The organism is Bradyrhizobium sp. NBAIM18, from assembly GCF_020193825.1.
GTDB classification, from domain to species: Bacteria; Pseudomonadota; Alphaproteobacteria; order Rhizobiales; family Xanthobacteraceae; genus Bradyrhizobium; species Bradyrhizobium yuanmingense.
On the sequence record NZ_JADYVO010000002.1, the window covers coordinates 678639 to 693641 of the forward strand.

The window sequence follows — 15003 nt, forward strand, 5'->3', positions numbered from 1 at the left end:
GATGCAATCAATGGATCGCCAGCTGGCTTCTCGGGCGATCGCCCGCCGGCAATGTCAGTGGCCAGCCGGGGGGCTCGCTACGGGCTTGCCGCCGGTCGTCAGGCCCGGCGCATCATGCGCTCTCCTGCGCTCGGCATCGAGCAAGGATACAAGGGGCGAAAGCCGGCGGTAATGGCGATCCGGTGATACTTCGAGGCACCTGCCCATCTCGGCACGCAGCTCAGGAAGGCGGCAGGCGGCATACCGGACGCAACGAATGCAAGCTGGCCGACTTCATTCCAGAAATCGGAACTTACAACCTGACAGCGCCGCTCCTCCCCACGTGAGGGCACGTCGCGATCAAGCGGCAGCCGCCTGGTATAGGCACTCGCGAAGCCAGGCGTGGCCTTTGTCCTCCTGATTGCGCGGATGCCACAGCGCGACGATGCGAGCGGGCGGCAGATCGAGCGGCGGGGGCGTGAGATCGAGCTCGTGGGCGAAGCGGATCAGGAAGCGCCGCGGAAGGGTGCAGATGCAGTCGCTGTGCGCAAGGATGACCGGCGCCAGCGCATAGGTCTGGATCGAGACGGCAACGCGCCGAGAGCGGCCGAGCACCGCCAGCGCGTCGTCGACCAGGCCCGAGAAACCGCCGCCATCGGCGGAAATCAACAGATGGTCGAGCGCGCAAAAGCTGTCGAGATCGAGCGGACCGATGCCGCGGGGATGACCCTTGCGCTGTGCGGACAGGAAGCCGTCTTCGAACAGCGGCCGCTGCATCAGCTCGCCATGTGCGCGGTCGGCGCCCGTCACCAGGATGTCGATCTCTCCCCTTTCGAGCTGATCCACGACATCGCGCGCGGGGTGAACAAGGGCGAGCCGCGCCCGCTCGGCCATCGCGGTCAAGCGCGCGACCAGGCCGGGCGCCAGCGTCACGGCCGGATTCTCGTGGATGGCAACCACGAAGGTACGCTGGCTCTTGGCGGGGTCGAACACAGCCGGCCCCTCCACCATGCGACGGAGCTTGCCGAGCACGTCCGCAAGCGCCGTCTGCAGCTCCACCGCCCTCGTCGTCGGCACGACGCCGCGCCCGTTCGCGGCGGGTACGAACAGCGGATCGGCAAAGATCTGCCGCAGCCGGTTCAGCCGCGCCGAGAGCGCAGGCTGCCCGATATTGAGCCGGGAGGCCGCGCGCGTCACGTTCCGCTCGCGCAGGAGAGCCTCCAGAGCCAGCAACAGACCGAGGTCGATCTCGGCGAGATCGTTATCATCGGCCGGCCGACCCCGGCCGTGTTCCGCATCCTGCATCGGTGGCACCTCCGTCTGGGGCATGTCGCGACCGCGACGAGCCGCGATACGAGGGTTAGGGCCAAAACGCCGGCGTGAAAAGCTGAGCCAGCGTCCTTTCCGATATCGACCATGTCGATGGGACCTATCGAGCCCGCGACTCTCCCCAAGGCCTGGCGCGCTTCGTACCTCACCGTCACCGCGGCCCGGGCAACCAGCCCTACGCCGCGGTCCAGTGGAGGACATCTTGATGATTCACGCGGCCAAGACCTATCACGTCGGCGAAGCATCCATCACGCGGATCGACGAGTTGCGGCTTGCCGCATTCAAGTTCGACGCGCTCTATCCGGGAGGCGAGCCGCGGGCGCTGGAGCGCCATCGCGACAGCCTGGAGGCGGGCTCGTTCGATGCTGCGACCGGTACCTTCATCCAAAGCATTCACAGCTGGCTGGTCCGGACGCCGCACCACACGATCCTGATCGACACGGCCACCGGCAACGACAAGAACCGGCCGGAGATTCCGCCGCTTCACCGGCTCAACGAACCGTTCCTGGCGCGGCTGGCCGCAGCGGGCGTCACGCCGGAGCAGGTCGACTACGTGCTGCTCACCCACGTGCACGCCGATCACGTCGGCTGGAACACCCGTCTCGTCGAGGGACGCTGGGTCCCGACCTTCCCGAATGCGACCTACGTCTTCTCCGCGATCGAGCAGGCCTATGGCGAGAGCCTCGCGACGGGCACAGAGCCGACCGGAGCGGCCCGCCCGGCCCCGGCCCTCGGCCCCGCGCTGCGCAAGCCGGCCGACCGTGTCTATGACGACAGCGTCCGGCCGGTGATCGAGGCCGGACTTGCCAGGCTCATCGCTGTGGACGGGAGCGAGGCCATCGAGGGCATCTCGTTCGTCCCGACGCCCGGCCACAGCGTCGATCACGCCTCCATCCGCCTCGTCTCACGCGGCGAGGAGGCGCTGTTCGCCGGAGACGTGATGCACCACCCGCTCCAGGTGTATGAGCCTTCGCTCAATTCCTGCTTCTGCGAATTCCCGGAAGCCGCGTTGCGCTCGCGCGCCTTCGTGCTGGAGGACGCTGCCGAGCGGGGCTCAATCATCTTCACCACCCATTTCGCACAGTCATCGGTCGGCCGCGTCAGCCGCACCGGAGGACGCTTCACCTGGCAATTCGTCTGAACGGAGAACGATCATGAACGAGCACGCCAGCGCGCGCGTCGACAGGCCCAAGATCGTGGTCGAGGATCTCATGATCCCGAGCGACACGGCGGGAATTTCGCTTCACTTGCGCAACAAGCGCCCCGCGGCGCTCGAGACCTTCTCCGCCGAGCGAACCATCCTGATGATGCACGGCGCGACCTATTCATCGGGAAGCCTTTTCGATACGCCGCTCGGTGGCCTCTCGTTCATGGATCATCTCGCCGGCCATGGCTACGACGTCTTCGCGCTCGACGTGCGCGGCTATGGCCAATCGACCCGCCCGTCCGAGATGGACGCGCCGCCGGAGCAGTCCGAACCGCTCGTGCGCACCGAGGCCGGCGTGCGCGACCTCGCCAGCGCCGTCGCGCACATCCTGAAGCAGCGCAGGATCGCTCGCCTCAATCTGGTTGCAATGTCCTGGGGCGGCTCGGTGGCCGGCGCTTACACCGCAGGCAACAACGACAAGGTCGTCAAGCTCGCGCTGGTCGCGCCGCTTTGGGTGCTGCAGGGCCCAGCTCCGATCGATGCTGGCGGGCGCCTCGGCGGCTATCGCAACGTTCCGGTGCTGGACTTCAGGGAGCGCTGGCTTTCGGCTGCGCCGGAAGCGGCACGATCGAGCTTGATCCCGGCGGGCGGCTTCGAGCGCTGGGCCAATATCTCGCTCGCCACCGACCCGCTAGGCAGCGCGCAAGCGCCTGCCATCATGCGTGCAGTCAACGGCCCGATCCTGGACATCCGCGAATACTGGGCCGCGGGCAAGAGGCTCTATGACGCCGCCGACATTCGCGTGCCCGTGCTCCTGGTCCACGCGGAATGGGACCAGGACGTTCCTATCGACTCGGCGCAGAACTTCTTCCTTTCGTTGAAGCATGCGCCCTACCGGCGATGGGTCGAGATTGGCGAAGGCACGCACATGGTTCTGCTGGAGAAGAACCGTCTGCAGGCGTTCGATGCGATCAACCAGTTTCTCGGCGAAGATTACAGCTAGCGCGGCGTCCTGCTGCACCGCGAAAATCACTCGCGCCGCAACATTCAAAAATGAGACTGCTAGTCAAGCCGAACGAGGCCGCGATGGGTGCAGCGCATCCGACTTCGGTTAGCTTTCCTCCAAAGCCGCGGGCTTCGAGAGCCACGGGCATCATACGGTTCGTCGCGGCAACAAGCGATGACACAGGGAGGAGCACATGTCGAAATGCAGCATCGGACTGCTCGCGTTGAGCAGCCTGTTTCTTTCGGGCGCGGCGATCGCCCAGGAAAAGATCAAGGTGGGCGTGACCGCAACGCTCGAGGGCACCTACACGGTGCTCGGCGAGGACGGCATGCGCGGCCACCAGACCGCGCTTAACGTGCTCGGCAAGAAGGTCGGCGACAAGGAACTCGAATTCATCGTCGCTTCGACCGATGCAACGCCGGACTCCGCCGTGCGCGCCGTGCGCAAGCTGATCGAGCAGGACAAGGTGCAGATCCTGCTGTCGCCGCTCTCCGGCGACGAAGGCATCGCGGTCAAGAATTTTGCCAAGAGCCATCCCGGGCTGACGTTCATCAATGCCGCATCCGGTGCGCAGGAAACGACCTATGTCGACCCGGCACCGAACTTCTTCCGCTACAACATGGACGGCGCGCAGTGGCAGATCGGCCTCGGCAAATACGCCTATGAAGAGAAGAAGTATCGCAAGATCGCGACCGTCGGCGAGGACTATTCCTTCATCTATACCCAGGTGTTCGGGCTGGTGCTCGAGTTCTGCGGCATGGGCGGACAGGTCACCAACCGGCAATGGGTGCCGCTGGGAACGAAGGACTTCGCCTCCGTCATCGCTGCCCTGCCCGACGACGTCGATGCCATCTATCTCGGGCTTGGCGGCGCCGACGCCGTCAACTTCCTCAACCAGTATCAGCAGGCCGGCGGCAAGGCGCATCTGATGGGCGGTTCCATCATGATCGACCAGACGATCCTGTCGTCGAAGGGCAACGCCAAGAACGCGCTGATCGGAACCATCGCGGCGAGCGGACAGGCCGACACCTGGGAGGATCCGGGCTGGCAGAAATTCGTGAAGGCCTATCAAGACGCCTTCCCGCCCAACAAGCGCTTCCCGAGCCCGTCGCTGCTCGCCACCAACTACTATAATTCAACCATGGCGCTGATCCTCGCACTGCGTCAGGTCAACGGCGATCTCTCCAACAACCAGGCCAAGTACAAGGAAGCACTGGCGAAGATCGAGCTCGACGCACCGAACGGCAAGATCAAGCTCGACTCCAACCGCCAGGCGATCGGCACCAACTTCGTCACCGAAGTCGTCGACGACGGCAAGGGCGCGCTGTTCAGCAAGGTCGTGAAGGTGATCCCGAACGTGAACCAGACGCTCGGCTACGACCCGGCCGTGTTCTCCAAGATCGGGCTGCCGAGCCGCACCGTGCCGGAATGTAAGAAGTACTGACGCATCACGTCAGGCAGACGCAACCGGGGAGCGACTCGCTGACGCGGTCGCTCTCCGCTCTTGCAATCTCGGCGGTGTTGTTGAAGGCTGGCCGAAAAGACAAGAACATTCGGGAGGGGAAGGCATGAGCCGTGCGCTCGCCGTCTTCCATGGCCGCTTCGGCCGGGCGACGGTTTATCAGTTGAACCGGCCTTTCAATATCCACGCCCATCGCGAAGGTCATCTGATCTTCCATGTCGGCGGCATGTCGGCATGCATTGACGTCTCCGACGGGCATTACGATCTCACCGAGACGTCGGTCGTCGCTGTCAATCCGTGGGAACCGCACAACTTTCTGCCGACCGATCTTGAGGGCGGCGCCATCTTCTTCGTGCTCTACGTCAACGCCGAATGGTTTGCGCCGGATGCCTCCGGCTCCGACCGGTTGCGCTTCGGCCGCACCCAGTTCAAGCGCACGCCAGCACTCGACAAGCACATCAGGCGGACCGCCGCGCTCGTGTGCGGCGCACCATCGCTCTCCAGTCTCGATTCCGAGCTGAGGCGGCTGATCGACATCTGCTACGACGAAAGCTGGCAGCAGGCCGAGATCGCGCGCGATCCGCGCGCAGGCGGCGCCGTCACCGACTTTCGCGTCCGCAAGTGCATCAAGATGATGTCGGAGAGCCCCGGCGCTGAAATCGAGCTCGACACCATCGCGCGCGAATCCGGCCTGTCGCGACCGCATTTCTACCGGCTGTTCCGCGTGCAGACCGGCGTCACGCCGAACCTCTATCTCAACACGCTGATCATGGAACAGGCGCTCGAAGCGCTGGTGGCGAGCGAGACACCGATCGCCGACATCGGCTTCGATCTCGGCTTCTCCTCACAGAGCGGTTTCACGCGCTTTTTTGCCGCCAATGTCGGGATGGCCCCGACCGATTATCGTCGCGCCGCCAAGGTTTTGCGCGCCTGAGCGCAGGCCACGAAAAGATACTCACGATCAAATGTCGCCCTCGCCGCTTGGCTAGGATGCCGGCAACGCGATCCCGGAAAAGAGGATCGCGCGTGACGGGAGGACGTTCGCTCATGGCAGGGCCAGCAGCCGGCAACGGCTTGCATGCCCCCTCGCCCCGCTTGCGGGGAGAGGGTCTGGGTGAGGAGGAGTCTCCGCAAGTGCGGCGGCAGTTTGGCTTGCGGAGAGTCCCCCTCACCCGGCGCTACGCGTCGACCTCTCCCCGCAAGCGGGGCGAGGTGAAGCCATGAGCCGCTTCGTCGAACGCCATCCGGCTTGGGCGCTGATTACGATCATCGTGATCGCGGTCGCGCTCTGGCTGATCTTCGCAGTCTGGCCGCCGGGGCTGGAAGAGGCGATCGGCCGCAAGCGCGTCTTCCTCAACGCGGTGTTCAACGGCATCACGCTCGGGGGCCTCTATTTTCTGGTCGCCAGCGGCTTCACGCTGATCTTCGGCCTGATGCGCAACGTCAACCTCGCGCACGGTTCGCTCTATCTGTTCGGCGGCTATATCGGTTATGCCATCAGCACATCGTCCGGCTCGTGGATCCTCGGCTTCATCGTCGCCTTCGTCCTGACCGCTGTCGTCGGCGTGCTGCTGCAGGTGATCGTGTTCCGCCGGATGGAGGGCCAGGATCTCAGGCAGACCATGGTGACGATTGGGCTGTCGATCGTGTTTGCCGATCTCATGCTATGGGCCTGCGGCGGTGACTTCTACCAAATCCAAACTCCGAACTGGCTGATCGGTCCCATCGAGCTGCCGCTGGTGACTGCGATCAAATCCTCGGGCGATCCGGTCTACCTCAGATATCCACTCGTCAGGCTCGTGATCTTCGTGGCCTCCGTGGTGATCGGCGTCGCGATGTGGCTCGCGCTCAACCGCACCCGGATCGGCATGATCATCCGCGCCGGCGTCGACGACCGCGATATTCTCGCCGCGACGGGCGTGCGCATCCAGCTCGTCTTCGTCGGGGTGTTCGCCTTCGGCGCGGGGCTTGCCGGCATCGCTGGCGTCGTCGGCGGCACCTTCCAGTCATTGTCGCCCGGCGAAGACATCCGTTTCCTGCTGGCGTCCCTCGTCGTCGTGATCGTGGGCGGCATGGGCTCGATCCCGGGCGCTGCGCTCGGCGCGCTGATCATCGGCCTCGCCGAGCAGCTCGGCTCGGTCTACATCCCGACCTACGCCATCGTCGTGACCTTCCTGATCATGGTGCTGGTGCTGGCTATCCGGCCGCAAGGCCTGTTGGCGAGGCGCTGAGATGTCGCTCGCCCACGATGCCCCAGTTGCCGTAGGCCGCGCCACCAAGGCGCAGCCCCCCGCCCGGACATGGCCGGAGATCAACAACCCCGCTGCCTGGGCCGTCGCGGCCATTCTCCTGATCATGCCGCTGATCGCGAGCAGCTTTTTTCTGATCGAGATCTTCGCGACCACGCTGATCCTCGGCACCGTGGCGCTGAGCCTGATGTTTCTTGCCGGCTATGGCGGCATGGTCAGCCTGATGCAGCTCACCATCGCGGGCTTCTCAGCCTACATGGTCGCGGTGTTCGGCGTCAGCGGCAACCCCAATATCAGCCTGGGCTGGCCGTGGTGGCTCGCGGTGCCGATGGCGCTGGCGCTGGCGACCGCCTTCGGCACGCTCGGCGGAGCGCTCGCGGTGCGCACCGAAGGCATCTACACCATCATGATCACGCTCGCGATCGGAGCGGCCTTCTACTATTTCACCAACCAGAACTGGGCGATCTTCAACGGTCATACCGGCATCAACACCGTGGCCACGCCACACTTCTGGGGCGTGAACTGGCGCGCCGACATTCCCTTCTATTACATCGTGCTCGCGGTCGCCGCGCTCTGCTATTTCGCGGTCGAGTATCTCTCGCGCGCCCCGTTCGGCCTTGCGCTCCAGGGCGTGCGCGACAATCCGCGGCGCATGGCGGCGCTCGGCTTCAACGTCAATGCGCATCGTGTCGCGGCCTATGCCTTCGCGTCTTTCGTCGCGGCGCTGGCCGGCGTGCTCCAGGTCTGGAACTATCGCCAGATCTCGCCGGGTTCGGTCAGCGTCGGCGCCTGCATCGACGTCCTGATCATCGCCGTCGTCGGCGGCATCACGCGCCCGATCGGGCCCTTCATCGGCGCGCTGATCTTCGTGCTGCTGCGCACCTTCGCGCTCGACTTCCTGGTCCGACTCGGACTCGACGGCAACCGCTTCCGCCTGCTGATCGGGCTCGGCTTCCTCGCCATCGTGTTCTGGTCCTCGGACGGCGTCATCGGCCTCTGGCAGCGCTGGCGCCAGCATCAACGGCGCGAGGTGAGCCGCACCAGTGGAGGGCGCGGCCATGGATAGCGTCGCCCAACGCCTCTCCGCCGTCGGTGCCGGCGCCGCGCTGGAGCTGCGCGGCGTGACGCGGCTGTTCGGCGCGCTTGCCGCGCTGACCGACGTCACCATCACCGTGCGACCGGGCGAGCGGCGCGCCGTGCTCGGCTCGAACGGTGCCGGCAAGACCACGCTGTTCAACTGCATCACGGGCGACTTCCCGCCCTCCTCCGGCACCATCCGCTTCTTCGGCGAGGACGTGACGCATTTCCCGCCCTATGAGCGCATCCGCCGCGGGCTGCGCCGCACCTACCAGATTTCGGCGCTGTTCCCCGGCCTCACCGTGCAGGACAACGTCTATCTCGCCTGCCGCGGCGTCTCGCGCGGACGCTTCTCGTTTCTGCGTCCGGGACAGAACGATGCATTGATGCATGCGGCCGACAACCTGGTGCAGGCCGTGCACCTGTCCGCCGTGAGGGACCAGCGCGTGGCCGAGCTCGCCCACGGCCAGCAGCGCCAGCTCGAGATCGCGCTGGCGCTCGCGGGCGCGCCGCGCTTCGTGCTGTTCGACGAGCCGGCGGCGGGCCTGTCGCCAACGGAACGGGCCGAGCTGATCGAGATCCTGACCTCCCTGCCGGCCCATATCGGCTACATCATCATCGAACACGACATGGACGTTGCGCTGCGCGTCGTGGAGAGCGTCACGATGATGCACAACGGCCGCGTCTTCAAGGAAGGCCTGCCGGAGGAGATCCAGTCCGACCCCGAGGTGCAGGAGCTCTATCTCGGAGGCGGCCATGAATGAGGTCCGCCGCAGCAATCCGGCGCTCGAGGTTCGGGGCCTCGACGTCTACTACGGCCACTCGCATGCGCTGCAAGGCGTCGATCTCGTGCTTGATAGCGGCGTGTTCTCCGTCGTCGGCCGCAACGGCATGGGCAAGACCACGCTGTGCAAGGCGATCATGGGGCTCGTCGGCGTGAGCGGCGGCTCGATCCGCGTGCGCGGCGAGAATGTCACGCGGCGGCCGCCGGCCCAGATCGCCCGGCTCGGCGTCGGCTACGTGCCGCAAGGACGCCGCCTCTGGCGCTCGCTCAGCGTCGACGAGCATCTGCAGCTCGCCGGCGGCCTGCGTTCGGGCGCCTGGACCGTCGAGCGGATCTACGACACCTTTCCTCGGCTCGCCGAACGTCGGGATCACGGCGGCGGCCAGCTCTCCGGCGGCGAGCAGCAGATGCTGGCGATCTCGCGCGCGCTGCTCACCAATCCGCATTTGCTCATCATGGACGAGCCGACCGAAGGCCTCGCACCCGTCATCGTCGCGCAGGTCGAGGAGATGCTGCTGCGGCTGGGCGACGACGGCGACATGTCCGTGCTCGTGATCGAGCAGAACATCGGCGTCGCCACCGCGATCTCGCGCAACGTCGCGATCATGGTCAACGGCCGCATCAACCGCATCATCGACTCCGCGCGCCTTGCCGCGGACCGCGAGCTACAGCAGCGCCTGCTCGGCGTCGGGCTTCATGCGGAGCTCGAACCGGATATCGAAATCGCCGCATCCGGCGCCGAAACGAAGCCGGCGCCGGCGCCACGGCGCGACGGGCCGGTGCGCATCTACATCTCCAATCCGACGCTGCCGACGCGATGGTCGCAACCGGTGCCGATCGCCCGCATCGAGGCCGCCGCGCGGACGCTCTCGACGCAGGTCGCCCGGCTCGACGAGACGGCGCGGCGCAAGCACGAACCGGTGGCGGCGCAGGCTTCGGGCCCGCCGGTGGTGCTGGTCGTCGGCACGCTCGATACCAAGGGCCAGGAGCTGCGCTACATCCGCGACATCATAGCCGAAAGCGGCCTGCGCACGCGGTTGGTCGACGTCTCGACCAGCGGCAAGCATTCCTCCTGCGATGTCTCCGCGCAGGAGATCGCCCTGAATCACGGCCGCGGCGGCTCCGCCGTGTTCGGCACCGACCGAGGCGTCGCCGTCACCGCAATGGCGGATGCGTTTGCCAACTGGTTGCGGCGCCAGGGCAATGTCGCCGGCGTGATCTCCGCCGGCGGCTCCGGCGCGGCCTCGCTGGTCGCCCCGGGCATGCGCGGCCTGCCGGTCGGTGTGCCCAAGCTGATCATCTCCTCCGTCGCCTCGGGCGATGTGGGCCCCTATGTCGGCCCGGCCGACATCACCATGATGTACTCCGTCACCGACGTGCAGGGGCTGAACTCGATCTCGCGCGCGGTGCTCGCCAACGGGGCCAATGCGCTCGCCGGCATGGTCAAGGCGCGGCTCGACACGCGTGCCGCAACGGCGCGCGAAGCCGGCGGGCCGCCCGCAATCGGCATCACCATGTTCGGCGTTACCACGCCGGCCGTGCAGAAGATCGCGGCCGAGCTGCGCGATGATTTCGAATGCCTGGTCTTTCACGCCACCGGCATCGGCGGCCGGTCCATGGAGAAGCTCGTCGAATCCGGTCAGCTCGCCGGCGTCATCGACCTCACCACGACCGAGATCTGTGACCTCATGATGGGCGGCGTATTTCCCGCCGCCGAGGACCGCTTTGGCGCGATCATCCGCAGCCGCCTGCCCTATGTCGGCTCGGTGGGCGCGCTCGACATGGTCAATTTCGGCGCGCCTGACACCATTCCCGAGCGCTATCGCGGCCGCAAATTCCACGTCCACAATCCACAGGTGACGTTGATGCGGACGACGGCGGAAGAGAACGAGCGCATGGGCCGCTGGATCGGCGAGCGGCTCAACCAGATGGATGGCCCGGTGCGTTTCTTCCTGCCCGAGGGCGGCGTCTCGGCCCTCGACGCGCGAGGTCAGCCGTTCTGGGATCCGGATGCCGACGCCGCGCTGTTCCGCACATTGGAGCGGACCGTGCGGCAGACCGGCAACCGCCAGCTCATTCGCATCCCCAAGAACATCAACGATCCCGATTTCGCCGCCGCCATCGTCAGTGCGTTCCGAAACCTGTTCGGGCGGACCGGTGTGCGGCGGAGACTCGCGAGGTGACCGATGGCCAGGTTTGAACGCGCGGCGCTGCTGAAAAAGTTTCGCGACATGGCAAGGCGCGGCGAGCCGATCGTCGGCGGCGGCGCCGGCACCGGGCTCTCAGCCAAATGCGAGGAAGCCGGCGGCGTCGACCTCATCGTCATCTACAATTCCGGCCGCTACCGCATGGCCGGGCGCGGCTCGCTCGCGGGCCTGATGGCGTATGGCGATGCCAACGCCATCGTGCTGGAAATGGCGAACGAAGTGCTCCCCGTGGTCGGCCAGACCCCGGTGCTGGCGGGCGTCAACGGCACCGATCCCTTCCGCGACATGGACGTCTTTCTCGACCAGCTGAAGGCGCTCGGGTTTGCCGGCGTCCAGAACTTTCCGACCGTCGGCCTGATCGACGGTACCTTCCGCGCCAATCTCGAAGAGACCGGCATGTCCTACGCGCTCGAGATCGACATGATCGCCAAGGCACACGACAAGGACATGCTGACCACGCCCTACGTGTTCAGCGAGAAGGAAGCGGCGGCGATGGCGATCGCTGGCGCTGACATCATCGTCTGCCACATGGGCCTGACGACCGGCGGCACGATCGGTGCGCAAACCGCCTTGAGGCTCAAGGACTGCCCGGCGCGGATCGACACCTGGGCCAGCGCCGCGCTCAGCGTCAATCCGGACATCCTGGTGCTGGCGCATGGCGGCCCGATCGCCGATCCCGCCGACGCCGATTTCATCATGAAGAACACCCGTCATTGCCACGGCTTCTACGGGGCGTCCTCGATGGAGCGGCTGCCGGTGGAGCGGGCGCTGACGGAACAAGTGCGGCAATTCAAGGCGATCGGCGCGCGATAACGCCTGATAGGTTCGAGGGAGGGAAAGATGTCAGGGATGTTGGTCGGTGAATTGATCCTCTGGCTGATCGTCGCGATCATCGTGATCGTGGTTGGCGTCTATATCGTGAACTGGCTCTACCACCGCTCCTCCAAGGAGACATCGTTCGTCCGCACCGGCTTCCTCGGCGAACGCGTGGTGATCAATGGCGGCGCCTTCGTGCTGCCGTTCATCCACGACTACACGCCCGTCAACATGAACGTGCTGCCGATGGGCATCGTGCGTTCGAAGCAGGATGCCGTGATCACCCGCGACCGCATGCGCGTCGACATCGAGGCCGACTTCTACGTCCGCGTGCAGCCGACCCGGGAGGCCGTCTCGATTGCCGCGGCGACACTCGGCCGCCGCACCCTGGAACCCGGGCAGCTCCACGCACTGCTGGCCGGCAAGTTCATCTCCGCGATCCGCTCGGTCGCCTCCGAGATGACCATGGAGGAAATGCACGAGCGTCGCGGCGACTACGTCGCGCGGGTCAAGACCGAAGCGGCGGAAGCTCTCGCCCAAAACGGCCTCGAGCTGGAATCGGTTGCGATCACCGATCTCGACCAGACCGATCTCGAGTTCTTCAACCCTTCGAACCGCTTCGACGCCGAAGGCCTGACGCGGTTGATGGAGGACATCGAGGCCAGGCGGAAGCTGCGCAACGACATCGAGCAGGATTCGATGATCAAGATCCGCTCCCGCAACCTGGAAGCCGAGCGGCAGGCGCTGGAGATCGAGCGCGAGAGCGAGACCGCACGCCTGGAGCAGGAACGCGACATCGAGATGCGCCGCGCGCTTCAGCGCACCGAAGTCGCGCGAGAGCGGGCCCTGCGCGAGACCGAGGCCGAACAAGCACAGATTTCCGCCCGCGAAGCCATCGAGCGCGCCCGCATCGCCAATGAGCAGGCGATCGCCGAGGCCCGCATCGCCTCCGAGCGCGAGACCCGCCAGAAGGAGATCGAACGGACCCGCACGATCGAGGAGAAGGAGCTGCTGGCGCGCGAGGAGATCGAGAAGACAAGGATCGCCAACCAGCGCTCGATCGATACCACACGCATCGCTTCGGAACGCGAAGTCCGCCAGCGCGAGATCGAGCGGATGCGCACAGTCGAGGAAGCCGAGATCGCCGCGCGCGAGGCAATCGAGAAAGCCCGCATCCAGCAGGACCGCGTCGTCACCGACGCCCGCATCGCCAACGAGGAAGAGACGCGGCGCCGCGAGATCGAGCGGACGCGCGCGGTCGACGAGGCCGAGATTGCCGCACGCGAGGCCACCGAAAAGGCGCGCATCGCCCAGACGCTGATCGTCAATGTCGAGCGTATCTCCTCCGACGAGCGCACCCGCGCGCTGGAAATCCAGCAGGTGCGGACCATCCAGGAGGCCGAGATCGAGGCGCAGCGCGCGGTCGAGGCCGCCCGCATTGCCCGGGAGCGGACGCTGGCTGCCGAGCGCATCGCTGCCGAGCAGAACACACGGCAGCTGGAGATCGAGCGCAACCAGGCGCTGGACGTTGCCGGCATCGCCGCGCGCGAGACCACGGAAGCCTCGCGCATCGCGCAGGAGGAGCGCGTGCGCTCCCTGGAGATCGCCCGCAACCGCGCCGTCGAGGAAGCTGACATCGCCTCGCGCGAGGCGATCGAGGCGGCCCGCATCGCCCAGGAAAAGGCGGTTGCGGCCGAGCGCATCCAGGCCGAACGGGAGACGCGCGCGCTCGAAATCGAGCGGACCGGCGTCCTCGAGGCGGCCGAGCTGAAGCGGCGCGACGCCATCGAGCGGCAGCGCATCACGGTCGACCTGGCGCTCGAGGCCGAGCGCATCAATTCCTCCAAGAAGCGCGAGGTGCTCAACATCGAGCAGAAGAAGGCGATCGAGATCGCGGACGAGGACCGCGTCATCGCGCTGTCGACCAAGAAGTCCGAGCGGATCGACGCCGACCGCCAGGTCCGGCAGGCCGAGATCGTCGCGCGCAAGGAGGTCGAGACCACCGACGTCGCGCGCGAGCAGGCGCTGGAAGCTGCCCGGATCGAGCGGCGCCGCGCCATCGAGCAGCTCGAGGTCGCCCGCGTGCAATCCCTGCAGGAAGCGGAGATCGCCTCCCGTGAGGAGGTCGAGCGTGCCCGCATCGCCTCCGACCGCGGCCTCGACGAGGCCCGCATCGGCCGCGAGCGCGAGCTGCGCAAGCTCGAGGTCAATCGTGAGAAGGACGTCGAGACGGTGCTGATGGAGAAGGCGATCGCGATCCATCAGAAGTCGCTGGAGGAGTCGGCCGCGCGCGCCGCCGCCGAGGAGGCACGGATCCGGGCGACCGAGGCCGCCGAGCGCGTCGTCACCGCCCGCGAGAGCGAGATCGCCAAGCGGCGCAAGACTGTCGAGGTCCTGCTGGCGGAGAAACAGGCGGAGGAAACCCGCATCGCCGCCGAGGCCGAGCGCGTGCGCGCCGCGGTCGAAGCCGAAGCGCAACGCATGCTGAACGAGGCCGAGAACGTGCTGACCGACCAGGCACGCTACTCGCTGTTCCGCAGAAAGCTGCTCGACCGCATCGAGGGCATCGTGCGCGAGAGCGTCAAGCCGATGGAGAAGATCGAGGGCATCCGCATCCTTCAGGTCGACGGCCTCAACGGCAACGGCCACGGCAACGGCAATGGCGGCCGCAGCGCCACCGACGAGGTGATCGACTCGGCGCTGCGTTATCGCGTCCAGGCGCCGCTGATCGACTCGATCCTGTCGGACATCGGCGTGGAGGGCGGCAGCCTGGCCAAGATGCCGGGGCTGATCCGCGAGGCCCGCGACATGCAGGGCATCAAGGAGGCCGCGCGCAAGGGTGGCGGCGGAGGTGGTGGCGGCGGCGACAAGCCGGCGGCCGCTCCGCCTGCGACCGAGGGCGGCGAGCCGCCGGCCGAGCGCGGGCCGCGGAAGAAGAGCTGAGGTT

Annotated in this window: 11 protein-coding genes; 10 read left to right on the forward strand and 1 reads right to left on the reverse strand. The window is 66.5% G+C overall.

Annotated features, from left to right (window positions below):
• Nucleotides 1-339: 339 nt before the first annotated feature.
• Complete coding sequence (locus I6F17_RS07190) at nucleotides 340-1284, reverse strand: LysR family transcriptional regulator (protein ID WP_225131395.1); 945 nt, start codon at nucleotides 1282-1284, stop codon at nucleotides 340-342.
• A gap of 229 nt (nucleotides 1285-1513) precedes the next feature.
• On the opposite strand from I6F17_RS07190, the gene I6F17_RS07195 reads away from it, so the two are divergent.
• The 10 genes from I6F17_RS07195 to I6F17_RS07240 all read left to right on the forward strand — a co-directional run bounded on the left by I6F17_RS07195 (nucleotide 1514) and on the right by I6F17_RS07240 (nucleotide 14999).
• A complete protein-coding gene (locus tag I6F17_RS07195; protein ID WP_225131406.1) occupies nucleotides 1514-2449 on the forward strand; it encodes an MBL fold metallo-hydrolase in 936 nt (311 codons plus the stop codon).
• 13 nt (nucleotides 2450-2462) lie between these two features.
• A complete protein-coding gene (locus tag I6F17_RS07200) occupies nucleotides 2463-3458 on the forward strand; it encodes an alpha/beta hydrolase (protein ID WP_225131396.1) in 996 nt (331 codons plus the stop codon).
• Between the two features lie 196 nt (nucleotides 3459-3654).
• On the forward strand, nucleotides 3655-4905 hold the full coding sequence (locus I6F17_RS07205) for an ABC transporter substrate-binding protein (RefSeq protein ID WP_036013367.1): 1251 nt from the start codon (nucleotides 3655-3657) through the stop codon (nucleotides 4903-4905).
• Between the two features lie 124 nt (nucleotides 4906-5029).
• Nucleotides 5030-5857, forward strand: coding sequence for an AraC family transcriptional regulator (locus tag I6F17_RS07210; RefSeq protein WP_036013364.1), 828 nt, complete (start codon nucleotides 5030-5032; stop codon nucleotides 5855-5857).
• A 286-nt stretch (nucleotides 5858-6143) separates the two neighbouring features.
• Nucleotides 6144-7154, forward strand: a complete 1011-nt coding sequence (locus I6F17_RS07215; protein WP_225131397.1) for a branched-chain amino acid ABC transporter permease — start codon at nucleotides 6144-6146, stop codon at nucleotides 7152-7154.
• 1 nt (nucleotide 7155) lies between these two features.
• Nucleotides 7156-8238, forward strand: coding sequence for a branched-chain amino acid ABC transporter permease (locus I6F17_RS07220; protein WP_109144200.1), 1083 nt, complete (start codon nucleotides 7156-7158; stop codon nucleotides 8236-8238).
• A complete protein-coding gene (locus tag I6F17_RS07225; RefSeq protein ID WP_225131399.1) occupies nucleotides 8231-9013 on the forward strand; it encodes an ABC transporter ATP-binding protein in 783 nt (260 codons plus the stop codon). Before I6F17_RS07220 ends, I6F17_RS07225 begins: the two co-directional genes overlap by 8 nt.
• Nucleotides 9006-11216, forward strand: coding sequence for an ABC transporter permease (locus I6F17_RS07230; RefSeq protein ID WP_225131400.1), 2211 nt, complete (start codon nucleotides 9006-9008; stop codon nucleotides 11214-11216). The genes I6F17_RS07225 and I6F17_RS07230 overlap by 8 nt, the downstream gene beginning before the upstream one ends.
• A gap of 3 nt (nucleotides 11217-11219) precedes the next feature.
• Nucleotides 11220-12053 (forward strand): phosphoenolpyruvate hydrolase family protein, encoded by an 834-nt coding sequence (locus I6F17_RS07235; RefSeq protein ID WP_225131401.1) that lies wholly within the window; start codon nucleotides 11220-11222, stop codon nucleotides 12051-12053.
• A 27-nt stretch (nucleotides 12054-12080) separates the two neighbouring features.
• Nucleotides 12081-14999, forward strand: coding sequence for a flotillin family protein (locus I6F17_RS07240; protein WP_225131402.1), 2919 nt, complete (start codon nucleotides 12081-12083; stop codon nucleotides 14997-14999).
• Nucleotides 15000-15003: the final 4 nt, after the last annotated feature.

What these genes read in the sequence shown, in the direction of transcription:
- I6F17_RS07205 (WP_036013367.1), top strand. Translation starts at nt 3,655, where the DNA reads ATGTCGAAATGCAGCATCGGACTGCTCGCGTTGAGCAGCCTGTTTCTT.
- I6F17_RS07200 (WP_225131396.1), top strand. Translation starts at nt 2,463, where the DNA reads ATGAACGAGCACGCCAGCGCGCGCGTCGACAGGCCCAAGATCGTGGTC.
- I6F17_RS07235 (WP_225131401.1), top strand. Translation starts at nt 11,220, where the DNA reads ATGGCCAGGTTTGAACGCGCGGCGCTGCTGAAAAAGTTTCGCGACATG.
- I6F17_RS07240 (WP_225131402.1), top strand. Translation starts at nt 12,081, where the DNA reads ATGTCAGGGATGTTGGTCGGTGAATTGATCCTCTGGCTGATCGTCGCG.
- I6F17_RS07190 (WP_225131395.1), bottom strand. Translation starts at nt 1,284, where the DNA reads ATGCAGGATGCGGAACACGGCCGGGGTCGGCCGGCCGATGATAACGAT.
- I6F17_RS07195 (WP_225131406.1), top strand. Translation starts at nt 1,514, where the DNA reads ATGATTCACGCGGCCAAGACCTATCACGTCGGCGAAGCATCCATCACG.
- I6F17_RS07210 (WP_036013364.1), top strand. Translation starts at nt 5,030, where the DNA reads ATGAGCCGTGCGCTCGCCGTCTTCCATGGCCGCTTCGGCCGGGCGACG.
- I6F17_RS07230 (WP_225131400.1), top strand. Translation starts at nt 9,006, where the DNA reads ATGAATGAGGTCCGCCGCAGCAATCCGGCGCTCGAGGTTCGGGGCCTC.
- I6F17_RS07220 (WP_109144200.1), top strand. Translation starts at nt 7,156, where the DNA reads ATGTCGCTCGCCCACGATGCCCCAGTTGCCGTAGGCCGCGCCACCAAG.
- I6F17_RS07215 (WP_225131397.1), top strand. Translation starts at nt 6,144, where the DNA reads ATGAGCCGCTTCGTCGAACGCCATCCGGCTTGGGCGCTGATTACGATC.
- I6F17_RS07225 (WP_225131399.1), top strand. Translation starts at nt 8,231, where the DNA reads ATGGATAGCGTCGCCCAACGCCTCTCCGCCGTCGGTGCCGGCGCCGCG.